Below are 25,780 nucleotides of genomic sequence, written 5' to 3' on the forward strand. Positions count from 1 at the left end.
GCGCAGCCAGCCTCAGCGCCGGGGGCTGAGGGTATCCATGGTGACGACGACTGCTCCGGCCGCTTCCTCGGCCTGCAGGTGCACCCTGACCTCCAGAAGGTCAGCCAGGGAGGCGACGTGCGTTCCACCGCACGGAATGGACACGGTTCCCTCCGGCAGGGCGCAGGTCCAGCGGCGCAGGTCGGTCAGGCCCCTGCCGCCTTCACGCTCGACCGCCACGGCTGCCTGGGATGCCGTCCACTGGGCCAGGACGGCGTTGACACGGTTCGTGATGTCCTCCAGCCGGCCGAGGAGCTCCTCCGGCTGGAATCCCCTGCGCCGCAGGGATTTGCCCAGCCGGTACACGTCCCGGGAGCCGTCGGGCAGGATCGTGGAGGTGTCGATGGCCAGCGCATCGAAGTTGGGATGCCCGGCGGCGTCGAGCGCCACGTCCTTCCGCCATGCCCCGGCCAGTTCCCGGTTCAGGGCCAGCGACGCGAGGTGGCAGCCGGTATGCCCGGCCGACAGCGCGGCGCGGTGGGAGGCGTCGACTTGGACGCCGACGACGCCGCCCTCCTCCACGGCCGCCTCCGGGCCCACGATGTGCGCGACCACGAAGGCCCAGCCTTCGGTGCCCTTCCTGACCGGGATGGCCCCGCCAAGATGCAGCCGGCCGTCCGCCACGGCTCCGACCACACAGTCGAGCACGGGCACCTCATCACCGCCGGTCTGAAGCCAGGCCCGGTCCGCGCCCTGGTCCGGCCACGCGAAATCCACCGGGTGCACCGGCGTCACCTCGAGCAGGACGGCCTGCCGGCCGTCGGGAAGCGCCTCCACATGGAGCACGGTTGATAATCCGTCGGTGGCGCCGTCGGGATAGCTGACCTGGGTGTCACGGCAGGGCATAGTCACGCGGCCAGCGTAGCGAACCCGTGAGCGGATAGTTGTGAATCAGCCCACACGATTCGAGGTTTCCGCGCCCCTGCTGTAGAGTGGATATCACGCCGCGGGGTGGAGCAGTTCGGTAGCTCGCTGGGCTCATAACCCAGAGGTCGCAGGTTCAAATCCTGCCCCCGCAACCAAGGAAAACGGTTCCGACTGGTACATCCAGCCGGAACCGTTTTTGTTTAACCCGGCCTGCCCCGGCTCCCGCCGTCCCTGCCCGGGGGTGCCGCCGCACCCTGATCAGTGGTTTACTCAGTGGCCTGAACGGTCCCCTTCGCTGAGGAGCACCATGCCCGATTCAGCCGCCCCTGCCCAGCCGCCCGCCGCGCCGCACGAGCCCGTCGACGTGGCTGCCCTGTCCCTGGAGCAGAAGGCGTCGCTGCTGTCCGGACGGGACTTCTGGTCCACCAAGGCCGTACCGGAAGCCGGAATCGGCTCAGTGGTGATGACCGACGGCCCGCACGGAGTGCGGCTGCAGACCGGCGCCGCCGACCATCTGGGCCTGAACCGCAGCGCACCGGCCACCTGCTTCCCGCCCGCCGTCGCCGTGGGCTCCAGCTGGGACCCGGACGCCGCGCGCCGGCTGGGCGCAGCCGTGGGCGAGGAGGCACGCGCCCTCGGCGTCGGCGTCGTGCTGGGCCCGGGCGTGAACATCAAGCGCTCTCCCCTGTGCGGACGCAACTTTGAGTACTACAGCGAAGACCCGCTGCTGTCCGGACAGCTGGGCGCGGCCCACGTGGCCGGGCTGCAGGAACGCGGCGTGGGCGCCTCGGTGAAGCACTTCGCGGCGAACAACCAGGAAACCGAGCGGATGCGGATCAGCGCCGAGGTGGACGAACGGACGCTGCGCGAAATCTACCTGGCAGCGTTCGAGCACATCGTCCGCACCGCTTCCCCGGCCACCGTGATGTGCTCCTACAACCGGATCAACGGCGTCTACTCCTCGCAGAACCCCTGGCTGCTGACCACGGTGCTGCGCCGGGAGTGGGGCTTCACCGGTGCCGTGGTCTCGGACTGGGGCGCGGTCGCCGACCGCGTCGCCGCGCTCGCGGCCGGCCTGGACCTGCAGATGCCCGGCAACGGCGGGCTGGGCGACGCCGAGGTGGTCCGCGCCGTCCGGGACGGACACCTGGATGAAGCCGTGGTCGACGACGCCGCCGCCCGGGCTGCGGCCCTGGCCGCGCTGGCCCGGGAACCCGAGGGCGCCTTCGACGTCGACGCCCACCATAGGCTGGCCCGCGAACTGGCCGTCGGCTGCGCGGTGCTGCTGAAGAACGACGGCGTGCTCCCGCTGGACGGGCCGCAGCGGCTGCTGGTGGTCGGTGAGTTCGCCGTGGCACCGCGCTTCCAGGGAGGCGGCAGCTCCCACATCAACCCGACGCGGGTGGACGTTCCGCTGGAGGCGGTCCGCACCCTGGCCGCTGAGCGCGGCGGTGCCGTCGAGTACCGGCAGGGATTCAGCCTGGACGGCGGCGGAGATGCCCCGGCCCTGCTGGCTGACGCGGCGGCGGCGGCTGAAGGGTGCGACGTCGCCGTCGTGTTCGCCGGACTGGCTGACCAGGACGAGTCCGAGGGCGTGGACCGCACCGGAATCGACCTCCCAGCCGCACAGGTGGGCGTGATCCGCGCCGTCGCCGCCGCTGCCCCGCGTACCGTCGTCGTCCTGTCCAACGGCGGGGTGGTGAGCCTCGAAGGCTGGCATGACGGGGTGGACGCCATCCTGGAGGGGTGGCTGCTGGGCCAGGCCGGCGGCGGCGCCCTGGCGGATCTGCTGTTCGGTGTGGCCAACCCGTCGGGACGGCTTGCGGAGACCATTCCGCTGCGCCTGCAGGACACCCCCAGCTATCTGAACTTTCCCGGCGAACTGGGGCATGTCCGGTACGGGGAAGGGGTGATGGTCGGTTACCGGGGCTTTGAGACGGCCGGCCGCGCGGTGCGCTATCCCTTCGGCCACGGCCTGAGCTACACCACGTTCAGCACCTCCGCCCTCACCGTCGCGCCGGCGGGCCCGGACAGCGCCGTCGTCAGCCTGCGGGTGGCCAATACCGGCACCCGGGCGGGCGGGCACGTGGTGCAGTGCTATGTGGCCGCCGGGGACGGCCCGGTGCGCCGCCCGGAGCGCGAGCTGCGGGCCTTCGCCAAGGTGTTCCTGGAACCTGGCGAGGAGCGGGAGATCCGGTTGGACCTGGGCCGCCGCGCCTTCGCGTTCTGGGACACGCCGGCCGGCGGCTGGCGCGTGGCCGGCGGCCGGTACCGGATCCAGATCGGGGAGAGCGCTGCGTGGATTGTGGCGGAGGCCGAGCTTCAGCTGGACGGAGACCGTCCCGACCCCGCTCTCGACCTTGATTCCACGCTCGGCGAATGGCTCTCCCATCCGGCCGTGGGCCCGGTGCTGCGCCAGGCCCTGGCCGCGCTGGCTCCGGGAGGCAGCGGAGACGCCGGGGCCGATCTGCTGGAGATGATCTCCTCCATGCCGATGGGCCAGTTCCTGAACTTTACCGGTGCCGCCGTTCCCCGGGACCAGCTTGAGCAGCTGATGGCGCTGAGCCGCCAGGCGTGAGCTCATCGAGCAGCTGCCCGAGCCGGGCGTCGTCGACGTAGGTCAGCCGGGTCAGCAGGTCGGTGATCCGACGGCGCTGGGCCTCCGTGAAGCGGGTGGAGTCCAGGATGTCGCTGACCCACAGCCCGTCCATCGCCAGCCGCACGACAATGCCGATCAGCCCGGCGGGTTCGCGCGGATCCAGGTCCTGGCTGTCCAGGGTGCGGTTCAGGTAGAGCAGCGATTCCGCCAGCTGGGGCCGGGTCACGGCCGTGGCCAGCAGGGAGACCTGGTCGGTATCACTGTTGGCCCGGGCATCGGAGAAGGCCTTGATGTAGGCCCGGTCCCCTGCCCCGGGCTGATGCGGGTCCCGCTGCGCGGTGGTGTCCAGCTCCGCCACCAGGCGTTGGATCACCGACTCGACGTCCTGCTCGATCTCTTCCAGGGGTGCGCCCGGCCTGAACATTTTTCCTCCACAAAACCGCCCGAATTGAACCTCAGCGGACAGCTGATCCGACCATCGTAGGAAACCGCCCCGGGAAAAGACAGCCGGGCGGGAAAAACGCCGCGCACATCACACCGCAAAAAACCCGGGTGCCCTGCGGCTGGCTTTTATTTTTTTCTTGGGTATGGTTCGAACTACGGACCTACAGAAGGAGTTGGTTGGGATGGCAGGCAAGTCGCCACGCGGTTCCGGAGCCAAGAAGACCGGCCGCACGATCCTGGAGAAACGCGCCGAGAAGCGGGCCAGGGCCGAGACCAGCGAGATCATCAAGCCGCGCAAGAACCAGCGCTGACGGAACGGCCGCCCGGCGTCGCCACACCGGGCGGCCACCCCCGTCGCAGCCCCTGCACCGCCTGGCTTTGGACTGAAGCCAGGCGGGGCAGCTAAATATTTTCGGCACTCCGCGCGCCGTTTCCCTCAGGTATTTTATCTGTTTTGTTCCATGCCGCCCGACTGCAATTGCCGGCAGTCAACGGGTTGCGCATTTCTTTGGGCTGCAGGCATTATGCGGCCGTTTAAGCGTGCGCGCCGGGCGGTCTTTCTCCCGCCCGGCGCGCACGCCGTCCGACCACCCGGGACGGCCCATGCGGTCAGTACGCCTTGACCCGCTGGTCCACGATGAGGTGGATCAGCGCGAAGGTGCCTGTCTCGTCGATCGCCTGCAGAGCATCGCGGACGGCGCCGGGCACCTCGCTGTCCTGTTCGACCCGGATCCCCCAGCCGCCGAAGGCCCGGGCCATGGCCGCGAAGTCCGGGTTCTTCAGCTGGGTGCCCGAAACCCGTTCCGGATAGTGCCGTTCCTGATGAGTGCGGATGGTCCCGTATTCCTGGTTGTCCATGACGACCACCAGCGGCGTCGCACCGTACTGGGCGGCGGTGGCCAGCTCCTGCCCGTTCATCAGGAACTCGCCGTCGCCGGCGATGGTGACCACCCGGCGCCCCGGGAAGTTCAGCGAGGCGGCGATCGCGGACGGCACCGAATATCCCATGGAGCCGTTGCGGGCGCTGATCATGGAGGCGAACCGCTCGGACGGGAAGTACCGGTGCGCCCAGTTCGTGTGCTCGCCGGCGCCCAGGGTCACCACGGCGTCCTCGGGCAGCGTCGGGACGAGGTTGGCCATGAGAGTGTCCATCCGGGCGCGGCCCGCCGAGGGCTCGGCAGGCGGGAGCGCCGCAAACTTCTCCTGCTCCGAGCGCATCCGCTCCGTGAAGGCCCGCCATTCGTCCCGCACGGGCAGGTCCATCTTCACGAGGTCCCTCACGAAGACGTCGGGCTTGGCCACGATCTGCCAGGACACGGCGCCGGAGCGGCCGCGCAGCGAGGGGTCGATGGTGACCAGGAAGTTCTTCCGCGCCCAGTCCTGGCGGATGATGAAGCCGTCGGTGATCACGTCACCGGGCACGGTGCCCACAAAGACCAGCAGGTCCGTCTCCTCCAGGAGATCGTAGGTGGGCTTGGGCCGGCCGTAGCCGATCGGCCCCACATAGCTGGGCGAGCTGAACGGAATGTTGCCCTCGCAGCGCCATTCCACCGCGGCCGCGATGTGGTGTTCCTCCAGCCAGCGGGTCAGCTCATCCACGCCTTCCTGGGTCCAGTCGTTGCCGCCGGTGACGAACAGGGGCTTCTCCGACTCCATGAGCGCATCCCGCAGGGCCTTCCAGTCCGTGACGGTCATGCCGCCCGGAGCGACCGGGATGACCGGGTGCGGGGTGGAGTCCACCTGCATCCGGATCACGTCCTCCGGCAGGCCGACGACGACGGGGCCGGGCCGTCCGCTGCTGGCGGCGAACATGGCTTCGGCAACGATCTCGGAGGCACGCTCGGGGTGGTCCAGGACCATGACGCGCTTGGCTCCGGTGTCGAACCACGCCTTGATGTCGAACTCCTGGAAGGCCTCCCGGTCCCGGTGCTGGAAAGGAATCAGGCCGACGAACAGGACCATGGGAGTCGAGTCCTGCCACGCGGTATGGAGTCCCACGTGGGCGTTGGCGGCACCCGGGCCACGGGTCACCATGGCCACGCCGGGCACCTGGTTCATTTTTCCGTCAGCCTCGGCCATGTAGGCCGCACCGCCTTCATGCCGGCAGACGATGGTCTCGATCGCGGAGTCGTGCAGGCCGTCGAGCACGTCAAGGTAGCTTTCACCCGGAACGACGTAGGCCCGCTTCACACCGTGGGCGGCCAGGGCATCCACGATGACGTGACCCGCCGATTTGGTGGCTGCGGGGGCTGCGGCGCGCAGGGCGCCCGCCTCCAGGGTCGGCTGTTCCAAAGGCTCCGTTGCCATGTCGTGTCCTCGCAGATCTGCCCCGTCCGGCGCCGCTGGCCGGGGGTCGGTGATAACTCGGTATTTTCGAGCATGTTAGCCCGGACGCCCCTATCAACCGCTTTGTTGCGTCACGAACCCGTGCGCACCCGGCCACGGCCCCGGCGCAGGGCTGCGCCCCGTGTCATGCATTGAGGGCGCCGTCCACGCTGTTGACAATGAGGATCACACCCAGTGCTCCGACCACCCAGGACAGCGTGTTCGCTGCATTGCGGGTGAGCCAGTCGTCCAGCCGCCGCAGCACCGGTTCCATGCGGCGCGCGGCCAGCATCCGCGCCGCCAGCAGCAGCAGGGCGGGCAGCACCATGACGGTGCAGTAGCCGACCAGAATACCGCCGGTCAGCGGCCATCCGATCCCCGAGGTCGTGATCAGCCCGATGCCGGCCAGATAGGGCAGCATGCTGGCGGCCTCCAGCCCGGCGGCCGCCAGGGCCAGGCCGGCGAGCGCCCCCGCTCCGCCGGCTCCGCCCTGCCCGACGGCGCGCTGCCGCCAGCGGCCAAGCCGGCCCGGCAGCGGCGGCACCGCGGCGGGTACGGACGCAGTCGGGGCTCCGGCGTCGGAGGCCTGCCGTGTTCCCGCTGCCTGGACTTCAGCGGCCTGCCGGGCAGCTTTGTCCCGCTTTGCCTTCGACTCCAGCTGGAAGCTCCAGGCGAGCAGGCCCGCGCCGCCCGCCAGCAGGATCAGTGCCGTCGGCCGTTCCTCGAACAGGGACCGGAGTTCGAACCCGCCGTCCTGCCAGGGAATCATCATGAGGCCGCCGGCCAGGGCCAGGCCCAGGGCGAGATAGAAGGCCGCCACCACGCCGAGGAAGAGCAGGACCCGGCCCGGCCGCAGCCGCCCGGGGGCCATCATCAGCCAGATGGGAATCAGCAGAGTGCCGAAGCTGGTCGAATCAATCAGCGCCAGGAGGGCCAGGACGCCCAGGAGTGTGATGCTCATGCCGCAACCCTAGGAAGCGTCCCGGGCCGCCGTCGTCCTTCAAAAGGAGGTTCCCCATCCGTCGAAAGGAGGAGGGACCGCCCGGCTCAGCCGGCGCGTTCCATCCGTCCGAAGATTCCGGAGAACAGGGCGAGCACCAACGCGGCCGAGCAGACGGCCAGGACCGGAACAACGATCCGGTCGGTTTCCCAGATGACGTGGCGCATCAGATTGGCGAGCAGGCAGAGCGCTGCCGAGACGGCGGCTGCGGCGCATATCCGCCGGTGACGGGCAGGCCTGGACGCCCCTGACCCGGGCGCCTGCCGCAGTGCGGCGGCGGCAAGGGCCAGGCCGCTGCCCAGGGCGCCGAATCCGCCCGCACCGGCGGTGAGGGACAGCATCTCCTCGGCGGTCGGTTCAGTGGGCACCGGCCCGAGAATGATCCCCCACAGCAGCAGGGTGGGCAGCGCCGCCGCAACCGCGCAGAGTCCCGCTGCGAGGTCCAGGGCCCGCGCCCTGCCGAGCGGCCCGCCGCCCGCCGGGGTGCGTGCGTACGAAGGACGGCCGCCCGATTGCTTGTCAGGCAGGCCGGAGACAGTCTTCGTTCGGCCTTCGCGTTCCACTGCTCTTCCACCGTCCCGTCGTGTCCGGTCGTTTCAAACGCCCGCACCAGTATGCGCCCCGTCACGTGCTTTGTCTCCGGGGTGCCGGGAACGCCGGGACGGCAGGAAGCGGACGGCAGGAGGCTGCCGCCCGCTTCCTCCCGTTCAGCGGCTAGAGGTTCTCACCTGTTGTCCCCCGGCGCCGCCGGACCGCCATAAGGAGCACGCTTCCCAGCAACAGCGCCCCGGCGCCGATGGAGAAGGCCAGGCCCACCCCGTTGCTGCCGGTGTCCGGAAGGTTTCCCGGCTGTTCCGGCCGCGGCCGGGGCGCGGGCGCCGGCCTGACGTCGGTGGCGTAGGTGTTGACCACCGCCAGCTCGGCCCTGCCGGCTGCGGGCACCGTGACCGCGGCGGGCAGCACGGTTTCCACACTGACCGTTTCGGTGCGCCCGTCCGCGGTCTCCGTCACGGCGCATTCCGAACCTGCCGGCACGCCCGGGAACTCCTGGCTGAAGCTGCCCGTGGTGCCGGCCGGCACGGTGACCGTCGCCGTCAGGCTGGCCTCCTCACCCACCGTGCAGCGGACGTCGATGATCACTTCCGCCTGTTCTCCCGCGGCCGCGCCGGCGATCGTCTTGGTGACCGCGAGAATCCCCGGACCGAACCCGTACGTGTTCGTCACGGTCAGCTCCGCACCGTCGCCGGCCGGGATGGTGACCGGATCGGGCAGGTCGGTCAGAACGCTGACGGTTTCGGTGGCGCCGGTGACGGGTTCGGTCACCGAGCATTCCGCTCCGGCAGGGATGTCCTCAAAGGCGGTTTGGAACGTTTCCGTCTCCCCGGCGGGGATGTCCACCGTTTCGGACAGCACCTCTTCGCCGTTGAGGGTGCACAGCACCTCAAGCTGCACGTCTCCCTGCTCGCCTGCGGCGGCACCGGCAAAGACCTTGTTCACGGCCAGGGTTCCGGGAGCGAAGCTGTAGGTGTTGGACACCCGCTCCTGGATCCGTTCACCCGCCGGGACGGTCACCGGATCCGGCTCCACCGTGACCACGGTGATTGCGGGGGTGGTGCCGGCCGTGACTTCCGTGACCGTGCACTCGGTGCCGGCGGGGATGTTGCGGTACTCCGAGACGTTCTCGCCGGTGCTTCCGGGCGGGATCGTCCAGGTCTGGAGCAGCACGGACCCGTCGGGACCGCAGCTGACGTCGATTTCGATCCCCTCCTGCAGCCCGGCCGCTTCACCGTCGATGGTCTTGACCACCTGGAGAAGGCCGTCTTTCAGGGTGTAGGTGTCCGTCGCCGTGGCCGTGACCGTACCGCCGGCGGGAATGGTCACGGTGTCAGGCAGGTCGACGTCCACCGCGACCTGCACGGTTTCCCCGGTGGCCGGTTCGGTGACGGCGCAGGAGGCGTTGGCCGGCACGTTCGGGAAGGTCTCGGAGGTGCCTGCCACTGCCTGGGCTGCGAGCTCCACGGTTTCGTCGAGCACGACGGCGCCGTCTGCGGTGCAGATGACCCGGAGGGTCACGGGGCCCTGCTGGCCCACGGCAGGCCCGGCCAGGGCCTTGGCCACCGTGATGCTGCCCGGATTCAGGGTGTAGGTGTCCGTGACGGTGATTTCCGCTCCGCCGCCGGCCGGGATGGTGACCGGACCGGTGATTTCGGTGGCAACCCCGACGGCGGCGGTCGCCCCGCTGCTGGTCTCCGTCACCGAGCAGGAGGCGCCCGCGGGCACGCCCTCGTATTCGTTGCGGACCGTGCCGGTGGCTCCGGCATCAATGGTGATGTTCTGCGAGAAGACGGTTGCGCCGCCGCTGGTGCAGGTCAGGGCGAGGACGACCGGGCCCTGCTGGCCCGCTGCCAGACCGGCGATGACCTTGTTGACCGCGATGACGCCGGGGTTGAAGGCCGTCGCGTTGTTGACCGTGGCCGTGACGCTGCCTGCCGCAGGAATGGTCACCGCCGCGGGCAGGGTGGGGGTGACCGTGACTTCTTCGGTACTGCCGGTGGTCGGCTCCGTCACGGTGCAGGAGGTCCCTGCCGGGAGGTCGCCGAACTCGGCGGTGAAGGTCTCGGCCTGGCCTTCCGGGATGGTCACTGTGGTGTTCAGCCCGTTGGTGCAGACGACATTCAGCACGATCTGTCCCTGGTTACCCACCGCCTCGCCGGTGAACAGCTTCTCCACGACCAGGGTTCCCGGAGCGAAGGTGTAGGTGTCGATGACCGTGGCCGTCGCCGTCGTGCCCGCGGTGATGGTCACCGGGGTGGGAATCGAGGGGATGACCAGAACGGTGTCGGTGGCCCCCGTGGCGGGCTCCGTGATGGTGCAGACGGCACCGGCGCGGATGCCGGTGAAGGTCTGGGAGGTGTCCTCCGTGGTTTCGGCTGGAACGTCGAGGGTGAACTGGCCGTCGTCGCCGCAGTCGACGGCGACTGTCACCGCGCCCTGCTGGCCAGCCGCTTCCCCGGCAATGCTCTTGGTGACCGTCAGGCCACCGACGGCGAAGAACTCCGCGGTTGCCTCGGCGGTGGCGGAGATATCCCGGGTGGCGGCAAGGATCAGCTTCTGCGCATTCGCCACCCCCGGCGTGTTGCCGTCATAGAGGAAGACATTGCCGCTCTGCACCGTGACCACCGCCCTGGCGGTGATCACGGCGGGCTCCGTACTGCCGGTGTCGCTGCGCACCCAGACCTGGGTGCCGGAGGGGACCGTCTCCGGCAGCGGCTGCGTGCCGGCTGCGTCGGCGTACAGGCTGTACCCCTCGGACACGGCCACCGTCAGCGTGGCGCCGTCTTCCGCGGTCAGCGTGTAGGGGCCGGTGAGACCGGAGACGGGGCCTTCCGCTGTGGGCGGGTCGATGTTGACGTCGGGGGCCTCCGGCTCGGTGAGCGGCCCGGCGGCGACGGTGGCGTTGACGATCGCCTGCACCGCCGAATACAGCGGGTTACGCGGGTTGACCACATAGCCGTCGCTGAAGAACCAGATGGCTGCCTGCACGGCGGCCGCACGCTGGTTGTTGGTCAACCCGGCGGGCTGGCCCGGGACGGCCGGGTAGTAGGAGTTCAGGATCCGGGCCACGTAGCCGACGTTGGGGACGTTGGCCTCGCCCCAGGTGCCGTTTTCGTAGCCGATGTCCACCCGGGTCGAGGTGCGGATGTCAATGCAGTACGTGGGCGCCTCCTCCGTGCCCTCCACGTCCTGCGCATAGATGATGCCGGCAAAATCCACGTTGTCGGTTTGGTAGCCCGGAGGGATGGACGTCGGGTACTCGTTGACGGCCCAGGTGCTGCCCGCGGGCGGCAGCGCTCCGGTCACAGACTGCCCCTCGCCCAGCCGGGTAATGATGAGGTCCGTATTCGGGCCTTCAATGATGGGGGTGTTGCGTGGAGGCTCGCCCTCGAAGACGGCTCCGGCGGGGACGCCGAGCGGCGCGGCGACCAGGAACAGCGCCAGCAGCGCCACGAGCAGCGCGCGAAGACCGTGGGGGCGTCTGAGGGCCGGCCGCGTTCCCGACCGCGCGAAAGGTAGTGACGATGCCATAAGGGTGCCTGCCTTGGGTTGGAACAAAGCGCTGGTGAGACGCTAGGGAACCCCAGACGGTAACGACGGCGGCACGGTACCAGAAGAGCAGACGACGAAACTGGTGCCGCCTGTCCATGATTGGTGGTTCCCAGCACAGCAAGATGCCCCGACCGGTCTTCCGGAACGGTCGGGGCATCCTTGTGTGTGACAACCAGCGGAGCGGGGCGACCGCTTAGCCACCCAAGCCCTGTGGCAGGGCCGGACCCCCATGGCTGCGACCGGGGAACGGGGTTCGGCCCTGCGTCCAACGTACGATTCCCGGCTGGACGGTTTCTGGGAGCAGGGTGGGCGCTGCCTCCATGCCGGCCGCCGGGAGGCGACGGTCAGGACTGGTATGGGGCGGGATAGGCCCGGGGCAGCTTGAGGCCGAGGTCCTCCATGACGCCGCGCAGTCGGGTGGGGTAGTCGGTGATGATGCCGGCCACCCCGAGTTCAATCAGCCGGACCATTTCGGCCTCCTCGTTGACCGTCCAGGGAATCACGGGCAGGCCGAGCCGGCGTGCATCACGGATCATCGTTTCATCGACGGTGGTGTAGATGGGTGAGACAACGTCGTAGCCCTGCGCGGCCGCTGCCCGCACCACCGACCCGCCGAAGTCGTCGATGTCGATCCCGCCCAGCTCGGGTGCCGCACCGGGCTGTCCGACGCCGAGCGACTCGGCGTCGGCGGCCAGGGCGACGGTGCGCAGCTCGGGGGCGATGTCCTGCACGAGGTTCAGCGCGCTCCAGTCGAAGGACTGCACCGTGGTGCGCCGTTCGGTGCCGGCGGCCCGGATTTCCGCCACCACGGCCTCGGTGAGGGCCACCATGCCCGGTCCGCCGGCCTGGCCCTCCTCCACCTTGGTTTCGACGTTGAAACGGACCTTGCGGGCGCCGTACTCCTCGGCGAGCGCATACACGTCGCGCAGTTCCGCGATCCGGTTGCCCTCAACGACCTGCTGTTCCGGGTAGCCGGGCAGCTGCTGGTAACCGCAGTCCAGGGTCTTGACCTGCGCCAGGGTCAGGTCCGCCACCCTGTCCCCGACGTACGGGTACTCCGGATCGGCGGGCTGGGCCGGTGCGGTGTCGCGGCACTTCTCCGGCTGGATGGTGTCGTCGTGCCAGACCACCACCCGCCCGTCCTCGGTGAGGTGGGTATCCAGTTCCAGGGTGCTCACGCCCAGTTCCAGGGAGCGGGCGAAGGCGGTCAGCGATTCCTCGGTGTACTCGCCCCGCCCGCCGCGGTGGGACTGCAGGTCGAACCGGTGCCGCTGCCCGACGCCGGGGCTGCCGCTTCCGCCGTCACCGTCCCCGTCGTCAGCGGCTCCTGCGCGCATCGCCGCCACCATGGCTTCAAAGATCCGGGTGTTCTCGTAGACCCCGTCAAGTTCCTCCGAGCCGGGGCCCATCGCGGTCAGCGGCACGTCCACCGCGGAGTGGCCTTCGGTGGTCCAGTCGACCATGAACTGCTGGTCGGAGTTAGCGACGTCGAGCGGCCCGTCCTCGGCCGAGGGGCCGTCCCCGCTCTCATCGGGATTCTCCGGGTCGTCCAGCGATTCGATGGTCAGCCCGCCGGTCTCATGGTCGCCGACGACGATCACCAGGGTCTCGCCCTCCTCCTCCGCGAAGTTCCGGGCCAGCCCGACGGCGCGGTCGAACTCCGCGCCGGAGGCCAGGGTGAGCGCAGCGTCGTTGACATGGGCCATCGAGTCGATGCCTTCCTCCTCCACCAGGAGGAAGAAGCCGTCCTCCGCCGCGGAGAGCACGTCGAGGGCCTTGGCGGTCATGTCCGTCAGCGGCACCGTTGGGGCGTAGGATTCCTCGACGTCGTCGCCGTACTGGAACATCTCCTGGTTGGCGAACAGGCCCAGCAGCCGGTCGCCGTCGGCCGCCGCGAGCTGTTCGGCGTCGGTCACGTAGTCGTAGCCCAGCTCCTGGGCCCGCTCCACCAGGTTCCCGGCGCTGCCCTGGCTTTCCTCGGACGGATCCTCCGGCGGGTTGTCCGGGAAGGCGCCCGGGTTCCCTGCCGGATACCAGTAGTCCTCTCCGCCGCCGAGGATGACCTCCGGGCGGGAGGACTCGAGGAACTGGCGGGCGATTTCGCTCTGCTCGTCCCGGTCCAGCACGTGGGAGCCGAAGGCGGCCGGAGTGGCGTCAGTGACCAGGCTGGTGGTGACCAGCCCGGTGGCCTTGCCGAGCTCCTCGGCGACCTCCAGGGCCGTGGGCACCGGTTGCCGGGCCAGGTCCATGCCGATCGCGCCGTTGTAGGTCTTCACGCCGGTGGCCATCGAGGTGGCCGCCGCGGCCGAGTCGGTGACGAACGTTTCAGGGTCCGCGGAGTTGGTGTGTGCGCGGCCCTCCACCGGCAGCGAGTCCATTTCGAGTTCGCCGCTGAGGCCCACCGTGCCCAGCCGGATCAGGTTCCGGGCCGCGGCGCCCATGCCGTCCCCGACCATCAGGATCACGTTGCGGGCGCCGTCGTCGTCGCCGTTCCCGCCGTTCCCGCCGCCGTTACCGCCGCCGTGGTCCTGCCCCGGAGGCCCGCCACGGCCGTCCCCCGCCGTGCCGGGAACGCTGCCCGTGCCGCAGCCGGCCAGCAGGAGCGCCGCCACCGCCGTCGTTGCCAGTGTCGTTCGTGTTCTGTTGCTCATGGGAAATCCGCCTAGGGAGTGCGTGCCCGGAAGGGCATGGATGGATGCTCCTGCGGACGCTGCGCCCCCGCCCGCCGTTCTGCCGGGCTCCCCCACCTGCCGTCCGCGGGGCCACCCTGCCAGTTGGCCTGCGCAGGCTGTCAACAGCGGCGCCCCCGTTCCGGTGCGCCCGACGACGGATTGGGCGGGCCTGGGCCGGAGGCCGTTCTTCCCGACGTATTTCAGGTGTGTCCGGACAAGGTTCGTCTTCCCCGGCGGGGTGGGCTAACGTCGAGCCGGTCGGCACCGGTACCGGGCCGGAGAGCAGAGACGGAGACAGCAGCAATGGCGGTGACGGAGAATCGAGGCGCCGGCGGCGCGGCGGCAACGGCCGACGGCGGGGTTCAGCGGGCACGGCTCGGCCTGGCCCTGCTGGGGGTGCTGCTGATTGCCGTGAACCTGCGGGTGGGTTTCGTCAGCGTCGGGCCGCTGCTGGGCAGCATCAGCACCGACCTGGACCTGACCAGCAGCCAGGCGGGCCTGCTCACCGGGCTGCCGCTCATTGCCTTCGCCCTGTTCTCCCCCCTCGCGCCGCCGCTGGCCCGCGGCGTGGGCCTGGACCGCGCGCTGTGGCTGTCCCTGCTGCTGCTCGCCGCCGGCATCGTGGGCCGTTCCCTGCCCGTGCCCGGCGCCATCTGGGCCGGAACCGCCGTCATCGGCATCGCCATCGCCTTCCTGAACGTCCTGCTGCCCTCGCTGGGCAAACGGGACTTCCCCGAGCGCGTCAGCCAGGTCACCGGCATCTACAGCAGCGCGCAGAGCGCGGCCGCCGCCGTCGGCACGGCGCTCGTGGTGCCCATTGCCGGCACCACCCCGGACGGGTGGCGACTGGCGCTCGGGGTCTGGGCCGGCGTCGCCCTGCTGGCCCTGGCCGCGCTGCTGCCCCGGGTACTGCGGCGCGAACCGCCGGCGCCGACGGCGGCCGTCGCGGGCGCCGGGCGTTCCCCCTGGCGCAGCCTGCTCGGCTGGCAGGTGACGGCGTTCATGGGCCTGCAGTCCATTTCCTTCTACGTGTTCATGGCCTGGCTGCCCAGCATCGAGCACAGCCTCGGCATCAGTGAGGCCGAAGCCGGCCTGCACACCGCCGTTTTCCTGCTGGTGGGCATGGCGGCCAGCCTCGTGGCCGGCGCCCTGCTGCACCGGTTCGCCGACCAGCGGGCGGTGGCGGTGGGCTCCTCCGTGCTGGCCGCCGTCGCGTTTGCCGGGCTGGCCGCCTTTCCCCAGGTGGTGCTGGTCTGGGTGGTCTGCGGCGCGGCGGCCGGCGGCGCCCTGATCGTCACGGCCCTGTCGCTGTTCAGCCTGCGGACCTCCAGCCCGGGCCAGGCGGCCTCGCTCTCCGGCATGGCGCAGTCGCTGGGCTACGGCCTCGCCGCCCTCGGTCCAATCGGATTCGGCGCCCTGTACGACGCGACCGGCAGCTGGACCCCCTCCCTGGTGGCCACCGCCGCCGTGATGGCGGTGCTGTGCGTGGTGGCGCTGCTCGTGGGCCGCAACCGGGTCATCGGCTGAACCGGCCCGCAGTAACGGCCCGGCGCCGCAGGCACGGCCCGACGGCGGGTTACGGAACCACGACCGCCTTCACCGCACCCGGCCGTTCCCCGGCGGTGAGGGCCTGCTCGACGTCGTCCAGGCCGTGCCGGGAGGTGACCAGCCCGTCCAGGTCCACCAGGCCCCGGGCCGCCAGTTCGACGGCAGTGGGCCAGGTGTTCGCATAGCGGAACGTGCCGGTGATGGTCAGCTCGCGGTTCTGCAGCAGCGGCACCGGCAGCGCCAGGGTGTCGGCGCCCATGCCGACGAGCACCGCCCGGCCCCGCGGCGCGAGCCGGGCCAGCCCGGAGAGCACGGCCGGCTCGGCGCCGGTCGCGTCGATGAACACGTCGTAGCCGCCGCCGGGCCAGGGGTCCGACGCCGGCGGCGCTTCCTGCGGGGTGAAGGTTTCCGCGGCGCCGTAGCGTGCTGCCGCCTCCAGCCGGTCAGCGCGGGTGTCCGTCAGCGTGACGACGGCGCCGGCCAGCTGCGCGACCATGCTGATCAGCAGCCCGATCGGCCCGGCGCCGGCGACCAGCACCCGCTGGCCGAGCACGATCTGTCCGGCAGCGCGGGCGGCGAGCGCAACGCTGAGTGGTTCGAGCAGCGCCGCCGCCTCGTCGGAGACCGCGTCGGGCACCGGATGGCAGAAGGCGGCCGGATGCACGGCGTATTCGGAGAACACCCCGTCCACGGGCGGGGTGGCGAAGAACCGGACGTCGGGGTCCAGGTTGTACCGTCCGCTGAGCGTCTGCGGCGAATACGGGGCCGGGATGCCCGGTTCCAGGGACACACGCTGGCCCACCTGGCGGTCAGTGACCCCGGGGCCCAGCGCCACGATCCGGCCGGCGGGTTCGTGGCCGAGCACGAGCGGCTCCTCCACCACGAAGTCCCCGATCCGGCCTTCCCGGTAGTAGTGCGTGTCGGAGCCGCAGACCCCGACGGCAAGGATGCGCACCAACACCTCGCCGGGACCCGGTGAAGGGACGGGACGTTCCTCCAGGCGCAGCTTCCCGGGTCCGTCCAGCACGCTGGCGGACATGACGGCGGGCAGCGGCGTCACTTCACCGCCCCCATGGACAGTCCGCGGACCAGCTGTTTCTGTGCAATCCATCCGGCAAGGATAACGGGCAGCGACGCGAGCACGGACGCAGCGGAGAGCTGGGCCAGGAACAGGCCTTCACTGGTCATCTGCGAAACGAGGAACACGGGCACGGTGGCGGACTTTCCGGCGGTGAGGATCAGCGCGAAGAAGAACTCGTTCCACGCGAAGATCACGCAGATCAGCGCGGTGGCGGCCAGGCCCGGGGCGACCATGGGCATCAGGACCCGGCGCATGGTCGTCATCAGTCCCGCACCGTCCATCTGCGCCGCCTCCAGCACCTCGCCGGGGACCTCCTGGAAGAAGGAGCGCATCATCCACACGGCGATGGGCAGGTTCATGGAGGTATACAGCACCACCAGCGTCCACACGTTGTCGAGGACCTTCAGCTGCCCGGCAATGACGTAGATCGGCATGATCACGGCCACCACGGGCAGCATGCGGGTGGAGATAAAGAAGAACAGCACGTCGGAGGTCTTCTTCACCGGGCGGATGCTGAGCGCGTAGGCGGCGGGGACCGCCAGCAGGATCACCAGCACCGTGGACACGCCCGTGGCAATCAGGGAGTTGAGGAAGTAGGAGCCGGCACCGGCGTCGAGCACCGCCCGGTACTGGTCCAGGGTGGGCGCGAAGACGAAGGTCGGCGGCGTCGACGCCGCCGCGGACTCCTGCTTGAAGCTGGTGAGCACCATCCACAGCACCGGGGAGAAGAAGCCGACGGCGAGAATCCAGGTCAGGGCCGTGAGCAGCGAGGCCGGTGCACGCCGGGCCGGCCGGCGCGCCGGTTCGGGGGTGCCCGCCGAGTCCGGCCGGCTCGGCGGGGCGGGAGCGGTGGAGGTGGCCACGGATCAGTCCTTTACGTCGAAGCTGCGGAAGATCAGGCGCAGGGCGAGCGTGGCGACGACGATGGTCGCCACCACCACGACCACGCCCATGGCGGCGGCCTGGCCGATGTCGAAGCCCAGGAAGGCCCGCTGGTAGATGTAGAAGGGCAGGTTGGCGCTGGCCGTGCCCGGCCCGCCGGCGGTCATCAGGTAGATCTGGTCGAAGGTGTTGACCACGTAGATGGCGCCGAGCAGCACGCCGAGTTCGATGTAGCGGCGCAGCTGCGGCAGGGTGACCCAGACGAAGGTGCGCCACCAGCCCGCGCCGTCCACCTGCGCCGCTTCCAGCACGTCCTTGGGCTGGGCCTGCAGCCCGGCCAGCACGAGCAGCATCATGAACGGCGTCCACTGCCAGACCAGGGACATCAGGATCGAGACGATCGGATGCGCGCTGGTCCAGTCCACGGGCGGAATCCCGACCAGCCCGATCAGCCAGTTCATCAGCCCGTAGGTCGGGTTGAGGATGGACACGGACCACAGCAGCGAGTTGGCCGCCGGCATCACCTGCCTACCTACCCATGCTGAGCGGGCAGTGCCTGGCCAACTACCTGACCGACGAGCGGTTCCGGAAGCTGCTGGCCGAGCAAGGCTCGGACGATCCGGCCGCCGTCGTCGAGGCGGCCGACGGCGCTCCGGTGCTCTTCGACTCGGGCGTCGACGCCCTGCGGGCCCTGGCCCTGGGCGCGACGGCGGCAGGCATCGGCCGGCCCTACGTGTACGGGCTGGCCGTGGGCGGGCAGGCCGGCATCACGCAACGTGATGCGGTCCCTGCTCGCCGAGGCTGACCTGACCATGGCGGTCAACGGCTACCCCGACCTCGCCTCCCTGCGGGGAGCGCTGCACCGGCTGTGAACCGGAGACCCACCGGGCCGATCAGGCGGGCACGCCCCCGGCCTGATCAGGCGCCCGCCGCTGCCTCCACCGTTGCTTCTGCAGCCGTGCCCGGGCCGACGCCGGTCAGCAGCGCCGCGGCGCGCTCGGCGATCATGATCGACGGCGCGTTCGTGTTGCCGGTGGGCACCAGCGGCATGATCGACGCATCGGCGACACGGACGCCATCGAGTCCGCGGACCCGCAGCGTGCGCGGATCCACCACGGCGAGGGCGTCCAGGCCCATCTTGCAGGTGCCGACCTGGTGGTGGTAAGTCACCGCGGTGTCGCGGACGTACTGTTCCAGGTCCTCGTCGCTGTCCGAGACCTCAGGTCCGGGGTAGACCTCCTCGGGACCCCATTCGGCCAGCGCCCGGGTCCGCCCGAGCTCGCGGCACTGCCGGACCGAGGCGACCAGTGAGTCGACGTCGGCCTGCTCGGTGAGCGCGCCCAGGTCGATCCGGATCGGATCCTCCGACGCCGGCCCGGAGAGTGTGATTTCGCCGCGGCTGAGCGGGCGCACGATGCCGGCGACCAGCGAGAACCCGTTCTCGGGGCCGGTCATGGAATCCAGGAAGTACATCGGCAGCGAGAAGTGGATCGGCTGGGTGTCCGGCACCGCCAGATCAGGGTTCGACTTCCAGAACAGGTGCGTCTCCGCGGCGCCCACCTCGCAGTCGGGGACCGGCTTGGCGGTGGTGGTGTAAATGACCGGGGAGAGCAGGTGGTCGTGCAGGTTCTTGCCCACGCCGGGCAGGTCCAGCACCGGGTCGACGCCGACGGCGCGGAGTTCCTCCGCGGGCCCGACGCCGGAGCGCAACAGCGCCTCCGGGGAGCCGATCGCCCCGGCGGCGAGGATGGTCTCCGCAGCGCGCAGCGTCTTGACCTGTCCCTCGTGCTCGAACTCGACGCCGGTGACGGCGCCGTCCTCGATCAGCAGGCGGCGCACGGTGGCGCCGGTCAGCAGGGTGAGGTCAGGCGAGCCGGCGACCGGGCGCAGGTAGGCATGCCAGGTGTTGAACCGTTTGCCGTCACGTACGTTCAGCTGCATCTTGGAGACGCCTTCGACGTCGCCGGAGTTGTAGTCCTCGTTCAGCTTGATACCCATCTCCTGGGCGCCGGCCAGGATGGATTCCTGCACCGGGTTCATCGGGAAGTTCCCGACGACGTCGAGCGGGCCGTCGGTGCCGCGGGATTCGGAGGCCCCGCCGTCGTAGTTTTCGATGGCGCGGAAGACGGGGAGCACGTCCTCCCAGCCCCAGCCGGGGCAGCCGAGGTAGTTCCAGGTGTCGTAGTCCTGCTTCGCGCCGCGGACCCAGATGGTGGCGTTCAGGGCGTGCGAGCCGCCGAGGACCTTGCCGCGGGGCAGGTGGATCCGCCGGTTGGAGCAGCCGGGCTGTTCCTCGGTGTAGTAGTCCCAGTCCTCCGGCCCGTGCCAGAGCCCGCCGGCTTCGTGCACGTTGGCGATGATCGGGTTCGTGTCCTCGCCGCCGGCTTCGAGGACGGTGACGCGGTGGCCGGCGTCGAGCAGGCGGCGGGCGATGACGCAGCCGGCCGAGCCGGCGCCGATGACGATGTAGTCGGATTCCATGTGGGGGGCCTTTCCAGGGTGGTGCGGAGGTGCGGTGCCGGGCCGGCGGGGGTAGGCGGCCCGGCACCGCGGCGTGCCGGGCGGCGCTGCCCGGCACGCTGGAAGATCCCGGGACGTCGGCGCGGAGCCGGCGCCCGGAAACCGTGTCCTAGTAGCTGATGACCTGCGGGGCACCGAGGTGCTTGAGGCCTTCGACGCCGAACTCCAGGCCGTAGCCGGACTGCTTGGCGCCGCCGAACGGAATCCGCGGGTCGATCGCGCCGTGCTTGTTGATCCACACGGTGCCGGCCTGCAGCCGGGCCGCGACCTCGCGGGCGGCGTCCTTGTCCGAGGACCAGACCGAGGCGCCGAGCCCGACCTCGAGCCCGTTGGCCATGGCCACCGCCTCGTCCACGTCGGAGTAGCGGATGATCGGCAGCGCGGGGCCGAACTGCTCACGGGCGACCAGCGGGTTGTCGTTGTCGATGTCGGCGACCAGGGTGGCCGGGTAGAAGTAGCCTGGCTGGTCCGGGTCCGGGTTCCCGCCGACGACGACGCGGGCCCCGGCGGCGCGGGCCTGCTCGACCAGGTCTGCGACGATGTCGTACTGGGCTTTGTTCTGCAGCGGGCCGAGCACGTTGGCCTCGTCCAGGCCGCGGCCCATCGGCATCGCGGCGGCGACCTTGGCCAGCGCGTCGACGACATCGTCGTAGAGGTCCTCGTGCACGTAGAGCCGCTTCAGCGCCGCGCAGGTCTGGCCGGTGTTGATGAACGCGCCCCAGAACAGGTCCTCGGCGATGGCGGCCGGATCGGCGTCGGGCAGCACGATGCCGGCGTCGTTGCCGCCGAGCTCCAGGGTCAGGCGCTTCACCGTGTCGGCGGAGGAGCGGATGATCGCCTTGCCGGTGGCGGTGGAGCCGGTGAACATGATCTTGGCGATGTCCGGGTGTGCGGAGAGCGCCTCGCCGACGTCGCGGCCGCCGGAGACCACCTGCAGCACATCCTCGGGCAGCGCCTGGTTCAGCACCGCCGCCAGGGCGAGCACGGACAGCGGGGTGTATTCGGAGGGCTTCATGACCACCGTGTTGCCCATCCGCAGGGACGGGGCCAGCTGCCAGATGCTGATCATCATCGGCCAGTTCCACGGCCCGATGGCGCCCACCACACCGAGCGGGCGGTAGAACAGCTCGGCGCGCCCGCCGTCGTCGTCCACCAGCACCTCGGGCTCGAGCTCGAAGGACGCCGCGGCGCGCAGCCAGGCCACGCACCCGCCGACCTCGAAGCGGGCGTTCGGGCCGTTCAGCGGCTTGCCCTGCTCCCGGGAGAGCAGCTCGGCCAGGGCCTCGGACGAGGCCTCCACGGCGTCGGCGGCGCGGTGCATCACGGCGGAGCGCTCGGCATGGCCCAGCGCGGCCCAGCCCGGCTGCGCGGCGCGGGCGGCGGCGACGGCGGTCTCCAGGTCCGCGGCGGTGTGCACCGGCGCGGCCGCGATCACCTCGCCGGTGGCCGGGTCCAGGATGTCCCGGCCCCCGGCAGGCGCGGCGACGGCGGCCAGAAGGGCCGTGTAGGAGGTCAGGGTGGAATCGGCGAGCTGCATGGGGGTTCTCCTTGTGCTGGGTATCGGCCGGGGTGTCCTCCCTCTACTGTGGCGCACGTCTCATCGTGGACGGTTGGCTTTGCGTGAGCGGTGCTTGCCGCTGCGTGCACGGTCCGGACCCGGAGTCCCGGCGCGCACCCTTGCCTGCGTGCGCGGGGCACGGTTGGCTGGGCCCATGGGAGAGCTGACGTACCTGATCAACTGCTCGCTGGACGGCTTCAGCGCCGACGCCGAGGGGAACTTCGACTTCAGCGATGACCTGGAGGAGACGACGGAGGCGTACGCCGCCGACGTCGCTGCGGCGCGGACGTTCCTCTACGGGCGGGCGATGTACGAAACGATGGCCGTCTGGGAGACGGATCCGGCCCTGGCGGAGCTCTCCCCGGCGTCGGCCCGCTTCGCCGCGGCCTGGGCCCCGGCCGAGAAGGTGGTCTTTTCCACCACCCTCGACGAGCCGCTGACCCGGCGCACCCGGATCGAACCGGCCTTCACCCGGGAGGCCGCGGAGCGGGCCAAGGCGGCCGGTGACGCGACCATCGGCGGGCCGGGCCTGGCGGCCGAGGCCCTGCGCCTGGGCGTGGTGGACGTGATCTCGCTGCTGATCTATCCGGTGGTTGTCGGCGGCGGCACCCCCGCACTGCCGCGCGGGATCCGGCTGCAGCTGCGGCTGCTGGAGGAGCGGCGGTTCGCGAACGGCGCGGTGCGGGTCCGCTACGCCGTCACCTGAGGCTCCGCCGGAGCCGGAAGCGGCACGTCGGGGTCGCCGCCGCCGCCGATGCCGGCGTAGACGGCGGGACGGGAGCGGCGCAGCGCCAGCGCCTGGCCTACGCCGAGGACTCCGGGCAGCACCACGATGAGCGGCAGCAGCCAGGACAGCGCGCTGGCTTCGGCCAGGCCGATCAGCACGTCGAAGTTGATCACGATCAGCCCGAACAGCCCGGCCAGGGCGACGCCGGCCAGCCCCGGGGCGACGCTCCTTGTCCAGGCGCCGTACTCGGTGCGGTGCCGGCGCAGGTAGCCGATCACCGCGAAGGAGGTCAGCGCCATCAGCAGCACCAGCCCGAAGGCGCCCATGTTGGTCAGCCAGGTGAACAGGGTCAGCACCGGGAACAGCGGCCCGTACTCATGTCCGCTGCCGGCAGCGGCGAAGACGATCAGCAGCACCAGCGCGACGGCGGACTGCGCCAGCGAGCCGGCCACCGGCGCCTGGGTGCGGCGGCTGGTGGCTGCCAGTGCGCGGGGCAGCACGCCCTCGCGGCCGAGCGAGAACACGTAGCGGGCCACGACGTTGTGGAACGCGGCCAGCGCCGCGAGCAGGCTGGTGACGAACAGCAGCGAGCACAGGTCCACGAACCACTGCGGCGCCCGCTCGGCCAGGAAGAGGAAGACCAGGTCGGGGCCGAGGTCCGCCGAACGGCCGATCACCGCGCCGTCGCCTTCGCCCACCGCCATGGCCCAGGCCGAGAAGGCATAGAAGGCCGCGATGACGCCGACGGCGATGAAGGTGGCGCGGCGGGCGGTGGTGCGCGGATCCTTCACCTCCTCGTTGTAGATGGCACCGGATTCGAAGCCCATGAACGCGGCGATGCTGAACGCCAGCGCGGCGCCGACGCCGGCCCCGAAGAGGCTGCCCGGCATCAGCGACTGCGTGCTCAGGCCCTCCGGAGCGGCACCGAGCGCGGCGACGTCGTACACGAGAACCACGAGGAATTCGAGGGCCACGAGCACGCCCAACACCTTGGCGGAAAGGTCCACCTTGTTCACGCCGAGCAGCCCCACGATGAGCCAGGCCGCGAGCGCGCACGCCCACCACGGCACAACGGATCCGGTCACGCCGCCGAGGAAGGAGCTGAGGGCGAAGCCGAACATCCCGTAAATGCCGATCTGCATGGCGTTGTAGGCCGTCAGGGCGATCCAGGCGGCGCCGACTCCCGCCGGGCGGCCGAGGCCGCGGGCGATGTAGGCGTAGAAGGCGCCCGCGTTGTGCACGTGCCGGCTCATCGCGGAATACCCCACGGAGAAGAGCACAAGCACCGCGCCCAGCACCAGGAAGGACAGCGGGATGCCGAGCAGGCCGGTGACCGCGTAATTGCTGGTGACGCCGCCGGCGACGACGGTCAGCGGCGCCGAGGCCGCGATGATCATGAACACGAGGGCCGGAACGCCGAGGCGGCGCTGCCCCAGGCCGATGCCGGCGTCGGAGCCGCGCGGCGGAAGGGTGGTGCCCATGGGGGCCTCCTGGTGGACGGGAACAGTGGGGGATGTTCACCCTTACTGTGTCCTGCGCCACACTGGTGCAGCTTGGCTTTGCGCGTGCTGTTGTTGTCGCCGGGCGCAGGCCCATGGGGGGAAGGGCCCGCGCCGCTGCCGCTTTGACCGGCTGCTGCCGTTGCGCGCCGGCAGCCCCGACGCAAACCGGCAGCGCGAGCCGGCCCCGCGGCTCCTAGCGCCGCAGTCGGTACGCCGAGGGCGGGCAGCCGTACGCGGTTCGGAACGCCCGGCTGAAGTGCGCCGGATCCGGCAGTCCCCAGCGCGCGCCGATGGCCGCCACCGGCACGTCGGCCTGCAGCGGGTCGGCCAGGTCGCGGCGCGCGCCGTCGAGCCGCCGTTCCCGGATCCAGGCGGCCACCGTGGTGCCGCTGTCCTCGAAAAGCTTGTGCAGGCTGCGGGTGGAGATGTAGTGCGCGGCCGCGATGTAGCCGGGTGAGAGTTCGGGATTGGCCAGCTGCCCGTCAATGAAGTGCTTGATGCGGCGCAGCATCCGCTCATGGCCGGCGCTCTCCGGGCCGGCGTAGGCCTCGGCGGCCAGCATGGTGGCCAGCAGGTCCACGGTGTTCATGGCCAGCCGGTGCCCGATCGGCCCGTCCAGGTCCGGCAGCAGGCCGGCGATCTGGGTCAGGAACGGCACGACGGCGTCCCCCAGCCGGTGCCCGGCGCCGAGCCGGACGGCGGTCAGCTCGGCCAGGTCCTCGGCGGCCAGGTTCAGCAGCTGCTTGGGGAACATCAGGACCAGGCTGGTCATCTCTCCCGGAAAATGCAGCGTGTAGGGCTGCTGGGTGTCGTAGATGGCCAGGTCGCCGGCATCGAGCACAGTCTCTCGGCCACCCTGGACCAGGACCCCGCGGCCGCTCATCTGCAGGCTGAGCTTGTAGTAGCCCTGCTCGGCGGCGGCAGCCAGGGCGGCGGTGCGTTCGACGGTATGGGCCTGCGCATCCACCCGAACGATGGCCAGCTCCCGCAGCCGGCGGCCGAGCAGCTGCCCGCCGAACGCGCCGTCGGGCCGTCCGCCGTGGGCCGGCGAGGCGGCCAGCGGAACGAAGGAATCGGAGACCAGGCGCTGCCATTCGGCGAAGGTTGCGGCGCGCTGCACGGGTGCGGCGGCAGGCGATACCGGTTGAGATGCCGTGATGCTCATGCTCCTCCTTCCGCCGCCGGTGGCGTGGCTCACATGAGGGGCAATCTACGCTCTTGTTTCGTACTTGTCTAAGATTTTCTCCCGTTGGTGAACTTCATGTCCCGGCGGCCGGCGGCGGCCCGTCCTCCGGCGCTACCCGCGCAGCAGCTCCAGCTGGGCGTCGAGCTGACTGATCAGCTGCTCCGGCGAGTTGAAGTCCGGATGCAGCACGGCGGCGATCTGCGCTCCGAGCAGGAACGTCAGCACGGTCTCCGCCGCGGGTTCCAAGGGCGGCCGGTCCGCGGCCAGGCCGCGCCGTCGGGCTTCCTGCAGCCAGCTGCGGATGCGCTCCCGCCACTGGCGCATCGCCGAGTCGTTGACCTCGGCCTGGGCCGGATGGTGCAGCGCCTGCTGCCAGAACGCGACCACCACCCGCGCCTCGTCCAGCCGGTCCGCGTCCAGCGGCAGCACCTCCAGGCTGAAGGCCCGCAGGGCCGCGAAGCCGTCCAGCCCGGCGGTGGCTTCGGCGATGCGGGCGTTGGTGCGGCCGAAGACGTGCCGGAAAGTGGCCTCCATCAGGCTCGCCTTGCTCGGAAAGTACGGCTTGATCGCCCCGTTGGCGTAGCCGGCGTCGGCCGCCACCTCGCGCAGGGTGGCACCGTCGAGCCCGCGCCGGGCGATGATCCGCCAGGTGGTCTCGGCAATTTCTGCGCGCCGGCGTTCGTGGTCGACGATCTTGGGCATACTCCCTTTCCGGCCCGGCCC

The 25,780-nt window shown here is 70.7% G+C and carries 20 protein-coding genes and 1 tRNA gene; 6 read left to right on the forward strand and 15 right to left on the reverse strand.

Annotated elements, in window-relative coordinates:
• Positions 1–12 precede the first annotated feature (12 nt).
• Positions 13–885, reverse strand: a complete 873-nt coding sequence (locus AC5RUW_RS02310) for an alanyl-tRNA editing protein (protein ID WP_494159547.1) — start codon at positions 883–885, stop codon at positions 13–15.
• Between the two features lie 99 nt (positions 886–984).
• Between AC5RUW_RS02310 and AC5RUW_RS02315 the strand changes: the two genes are divergently transcribed.
• Positions 985–1,061, forward strand: a tRNA-Met gene (locus AC5RUW_RS02315).
• A gap of 152 nt (positions 1,062–1,213) precedes the next feature.
• Positions 1,214–3,484, forward strand: coding sequence for a glycoside hydrolase family 3 C-terminal domain-containing protein (locus AC5RUW_RS02320; protein ID WP_494159209.1), 2,271 nt, complete (start codon positions 1,214–1,216; stop codon positions 3,482–3,484).
• Here AC5RUW_RS02320 and AC5RUW_RS02325 read toward each other — a convergent pair.
• Positions 3,420–3,929, reverse strand: a complete 510-nt coding sequence (locus AC5RUW_RS02325; protein WP_494159210.1) for a TetR family transcriptional regulator — start codon at positions 3,927–3,929, stop codon at positions 3,420–3,422. The genes AC5RUW_RS02320 and AC5RUW_RS02325 overlap by 65 nt on opposite strands.
• A 202-nt stretch (positions 3,930–4,131) precedes the next feature.
• On the opposite strand from AC5RUW_RS02325, the gene AC5RUW_RS02330 reads away from it, so the two are divergent.
• Entirely contained in the window at positions 4,132–4,260 is a 129-nt protein-coding gene (locus AC5RUW_RS02330) for a hypothetical protein (RefSeq protein WP_494006229.1), read from the forward strand.
• A gap of 298 nt (positions 4,261–4,558) precedes the next feature.
• On the opposite strand, the gene AC5RUW_RS02335 is transcribed toward AC5RUW_RS02330, so the two are convergent.
• The 5 genes from AC5RUW_RS02335 to AC5RUW_RS02355 all read right to left on the reverse strand — a co-directional run bounded on the left by AC5RUW_RS02335 (position 4,559) and on the right by AC5RUW_RS02355 (position 14,032).
• Positions 4,559–6,256, reverse strand: a complete 1,698-nt coding sequence (locus AC5RUW_RS02335) for a thiamine pyrophosphate-dependent enzyme (protein WP_494159211.1) — start codon at positions 6,254–6,256, stop codon at positions 4,559–4,561.
• Positions 6,257–6,419: 163 nt separating this feature from the next.
• Positions 6,420–7,235, reverse strand: coding sequence for a GAP family protein (locus AC5RUW_RS02340; protein WP_494159212.1), 816 nt, complete (start codon positions 7,233–7,235; stop codon positions 6,420–6,422).
• Between the two features lie 86 nt (positions 7,236–7,321).
• Entirely contained in the window at positions 7,322–7,837 is a 516-nt protein-coding gene (locus AC5RUW_RS02345; protein ID WP_494159213.1) for a hypothetical protein, read from the reverse strand.
• 151 nt (positions 7,838–7,988) lie between these two features.
• Entirely contained in the window at positions 7,989–11,282 is a 3,294-nt protein-coding gene (locus AC5RUW_RS02350) for a thioester domain-containing protein (RefSeq protein WP_494159214.1), read from the reverse strand.
• A 443-nt stretch (positions 11,283–11,725) separates the two neighbouring features.
• Positions 11,726–14,032 (reverse strand): alkaline phosphatase, encoded by a 2,307-nt coding sequence (locus tag AC5RUW_RS02355; RefSeq protein ID WP_494159215.1) that lies wholly within the window; start codon positions 14,030–14,032, stop codon positions 11,726–11,728.
• 324 nt (positions 14,033–14,356) lie between these two features.
• On the opposite strand from AC5RUW_RS02355, the gene AC5RUW_RS02360 reads away from it, so the two are divergent.
• Positions 14,357–15,580 carry an MFS transporter gene (locus AC5RUW_RS02360; RefSeq protein ID WP_494159216.1) on the forward strand — a complete coding sequence of 408 codons (1,224 nt, stop codon included), beginning with the start codon at positions 14,357–14,359 and terminating at the stop codon, positions 15,578–15,580.
• A 49-nt stretch (positions 15,581–15,629) separates the two neighbouring features.
• Here the strand turns inward: AC5RUW_RS02360 and AC5RUW_RS02365 are convergent, their stop codons facing one another.
• Genes AC5RUW_RS02365 through AC5RUW_RS02375 form a run of 3 tightly spaced genes read right to left on the reverse strand, consistent with a single transcriptional unit; the run spans position 15,630 to position 18,085 of the window.
• Entirely contained in the window at positions 15,630–16,640 is a 1,011-nt protein-coding gene (locus tag AC5RUW_RS02365) for an NAD(P)-dependent alcohol dehydrogenase (protein ID WP_494159548.1), read from the reverse strand.
• Between the two features lie 17 nt (positions 16,641–16,657).
• Positions 16,658–17,545 (reverse strand): carbohydrate ABC transporter permease, encoded by an 888-nt coding sequence (locus AC5RUW_RS02370; RefSeq protein WP_494159217.1) that lies wholly within the window; start codon positions 17,543–17,545, stop codon positions 16,658–16,660.
• A gap of 3 nt (positions 17,546–17,548) precedes the next feature.
• Positions 17,549–18,085 carry a carbohydrate ABC transporter permease gene (locus tag AC5RUW_RS02375; protein WP_494159549.1) on the reverse strand — a complete coding sequence of 179 codons (537 nt, stop codon included), beginning with the start codon at positions 18,083–18,085 and terminating at the stop codon, positions 17,549–17,551.
• Between the two features lie 17 nt (positions 18,086–18,102).
• On the opposite strand from AC5RUW_RS02375, the gene AC5RUW_RS02380 reads away from it, so the two are divergent.
• On the forward strand, positions 18,103–18,369 hold the full coding sequence (locus tag AC5RUW_RS02380) for an alpha-hydroxy-acid oxidizing protein (RefSeq protein WP_494159218.1): 267 nt from the start codon (positions 18,103–18,105) through the stop codon (positions 18,367–18,369).
• A 113-nt stretch (positions 18,370–18,482) separates the two neighbouring features.
• Here the strand turns inward: AC5RUW_RS02380 and AC5RUW_RS02385 are convergent, their stop codons facing one another.
• Complete coding sequence (locus AC5RUW_RS02385) at positions 18,483–20,045, reverse strand: GMC family oxidoreductase (RefSeq protein WP_494159219.1); 1,563 nt, start codon at positions 20,043–20,045, stop codon at positions 18,483–18,485.
• Positions 20,046–20,193: 148 nt separating this feature from the next.
• Positions 20,194–21,600 (reverse strand): aldehyde dehydrogenase family protein, encoded by a 1,407-nt coding sequence (locus AC5RUW_RS02390; protein ID WP_494159550.1) that lies wholly within the window; start codon positions 21,598–21,600, stop codon positions 20,194–20,196.
• A gap of 196 nt (positions 21,601–21,796) precedes the next feature.
• On the opposite strand from AC5RUW_RS02390, the gene AC5RUW_RS02395 reads away from it, so the two are divergent.
• Positions 21,797–22,348, forward strand: coding sequence for a dihydrofolate reductase family protein (locus tag AC5RUW_RS02395; protein ID WP_494159220.1), 552 nt, complete (start codon positions 21,797–21,799; stop codon positions 22,346–22,348).
• Here the strand turns inward: AC5RUW_RS02395 and AC5RUW_RS02400 are convergent.
• From AC5RUW_RS02400 to AC5RUW_RS02410, 3 genes are all read right to left on the reverse strand, one after another.
• Positions 22,333–23,850 carry an APC family permease gene (locus AC5RUW_RS02400; protein WP_494159221.1) on the reverse strand — a complete coding sequence of 506 codons (1,518 nt, stop codon included), beginning with the start codon at positions 23,848–23,850 and terminating at the stop codon, positions 22,333–22,335. The genes AC5RUW_RS02395 and AC5RUW_RS02400 overlap by 16 nt on opposite strands.
• Positions 23,851–24,064: 214 nt before the next feature.
• The gene (locus AC5RUW_RS02405) at positions 24,065–25,036 is read right to left on the reverse strand and encodes an AraC-like ligand-binding domain-containing protein (protein ID WP_494159222.1); all 972 of its coding nucleotides are present in this window, start codon (positions 25,034–25,036) and stop codon (positions 24,065–24,067) included.
• Between the two features lie 132 nt (positions 25,037–25,168).
• Positions 25,169–25,759, reverse strand: coding sequence for a TetR/AcrR family transcriptional regulator (locus tag AC5RUW_RS02410; RefSeq protein ID WP_494159223.1), 591 nt, complete (start codon positions 25,757–25,759; stop codon positions 25,169–25,171).
• Positions 25,760–25,780 lie beyond the last annotated feature (21 nt).

Source organism: Arthrobacter sp. Y3222053, assembly GCF_059092805.1.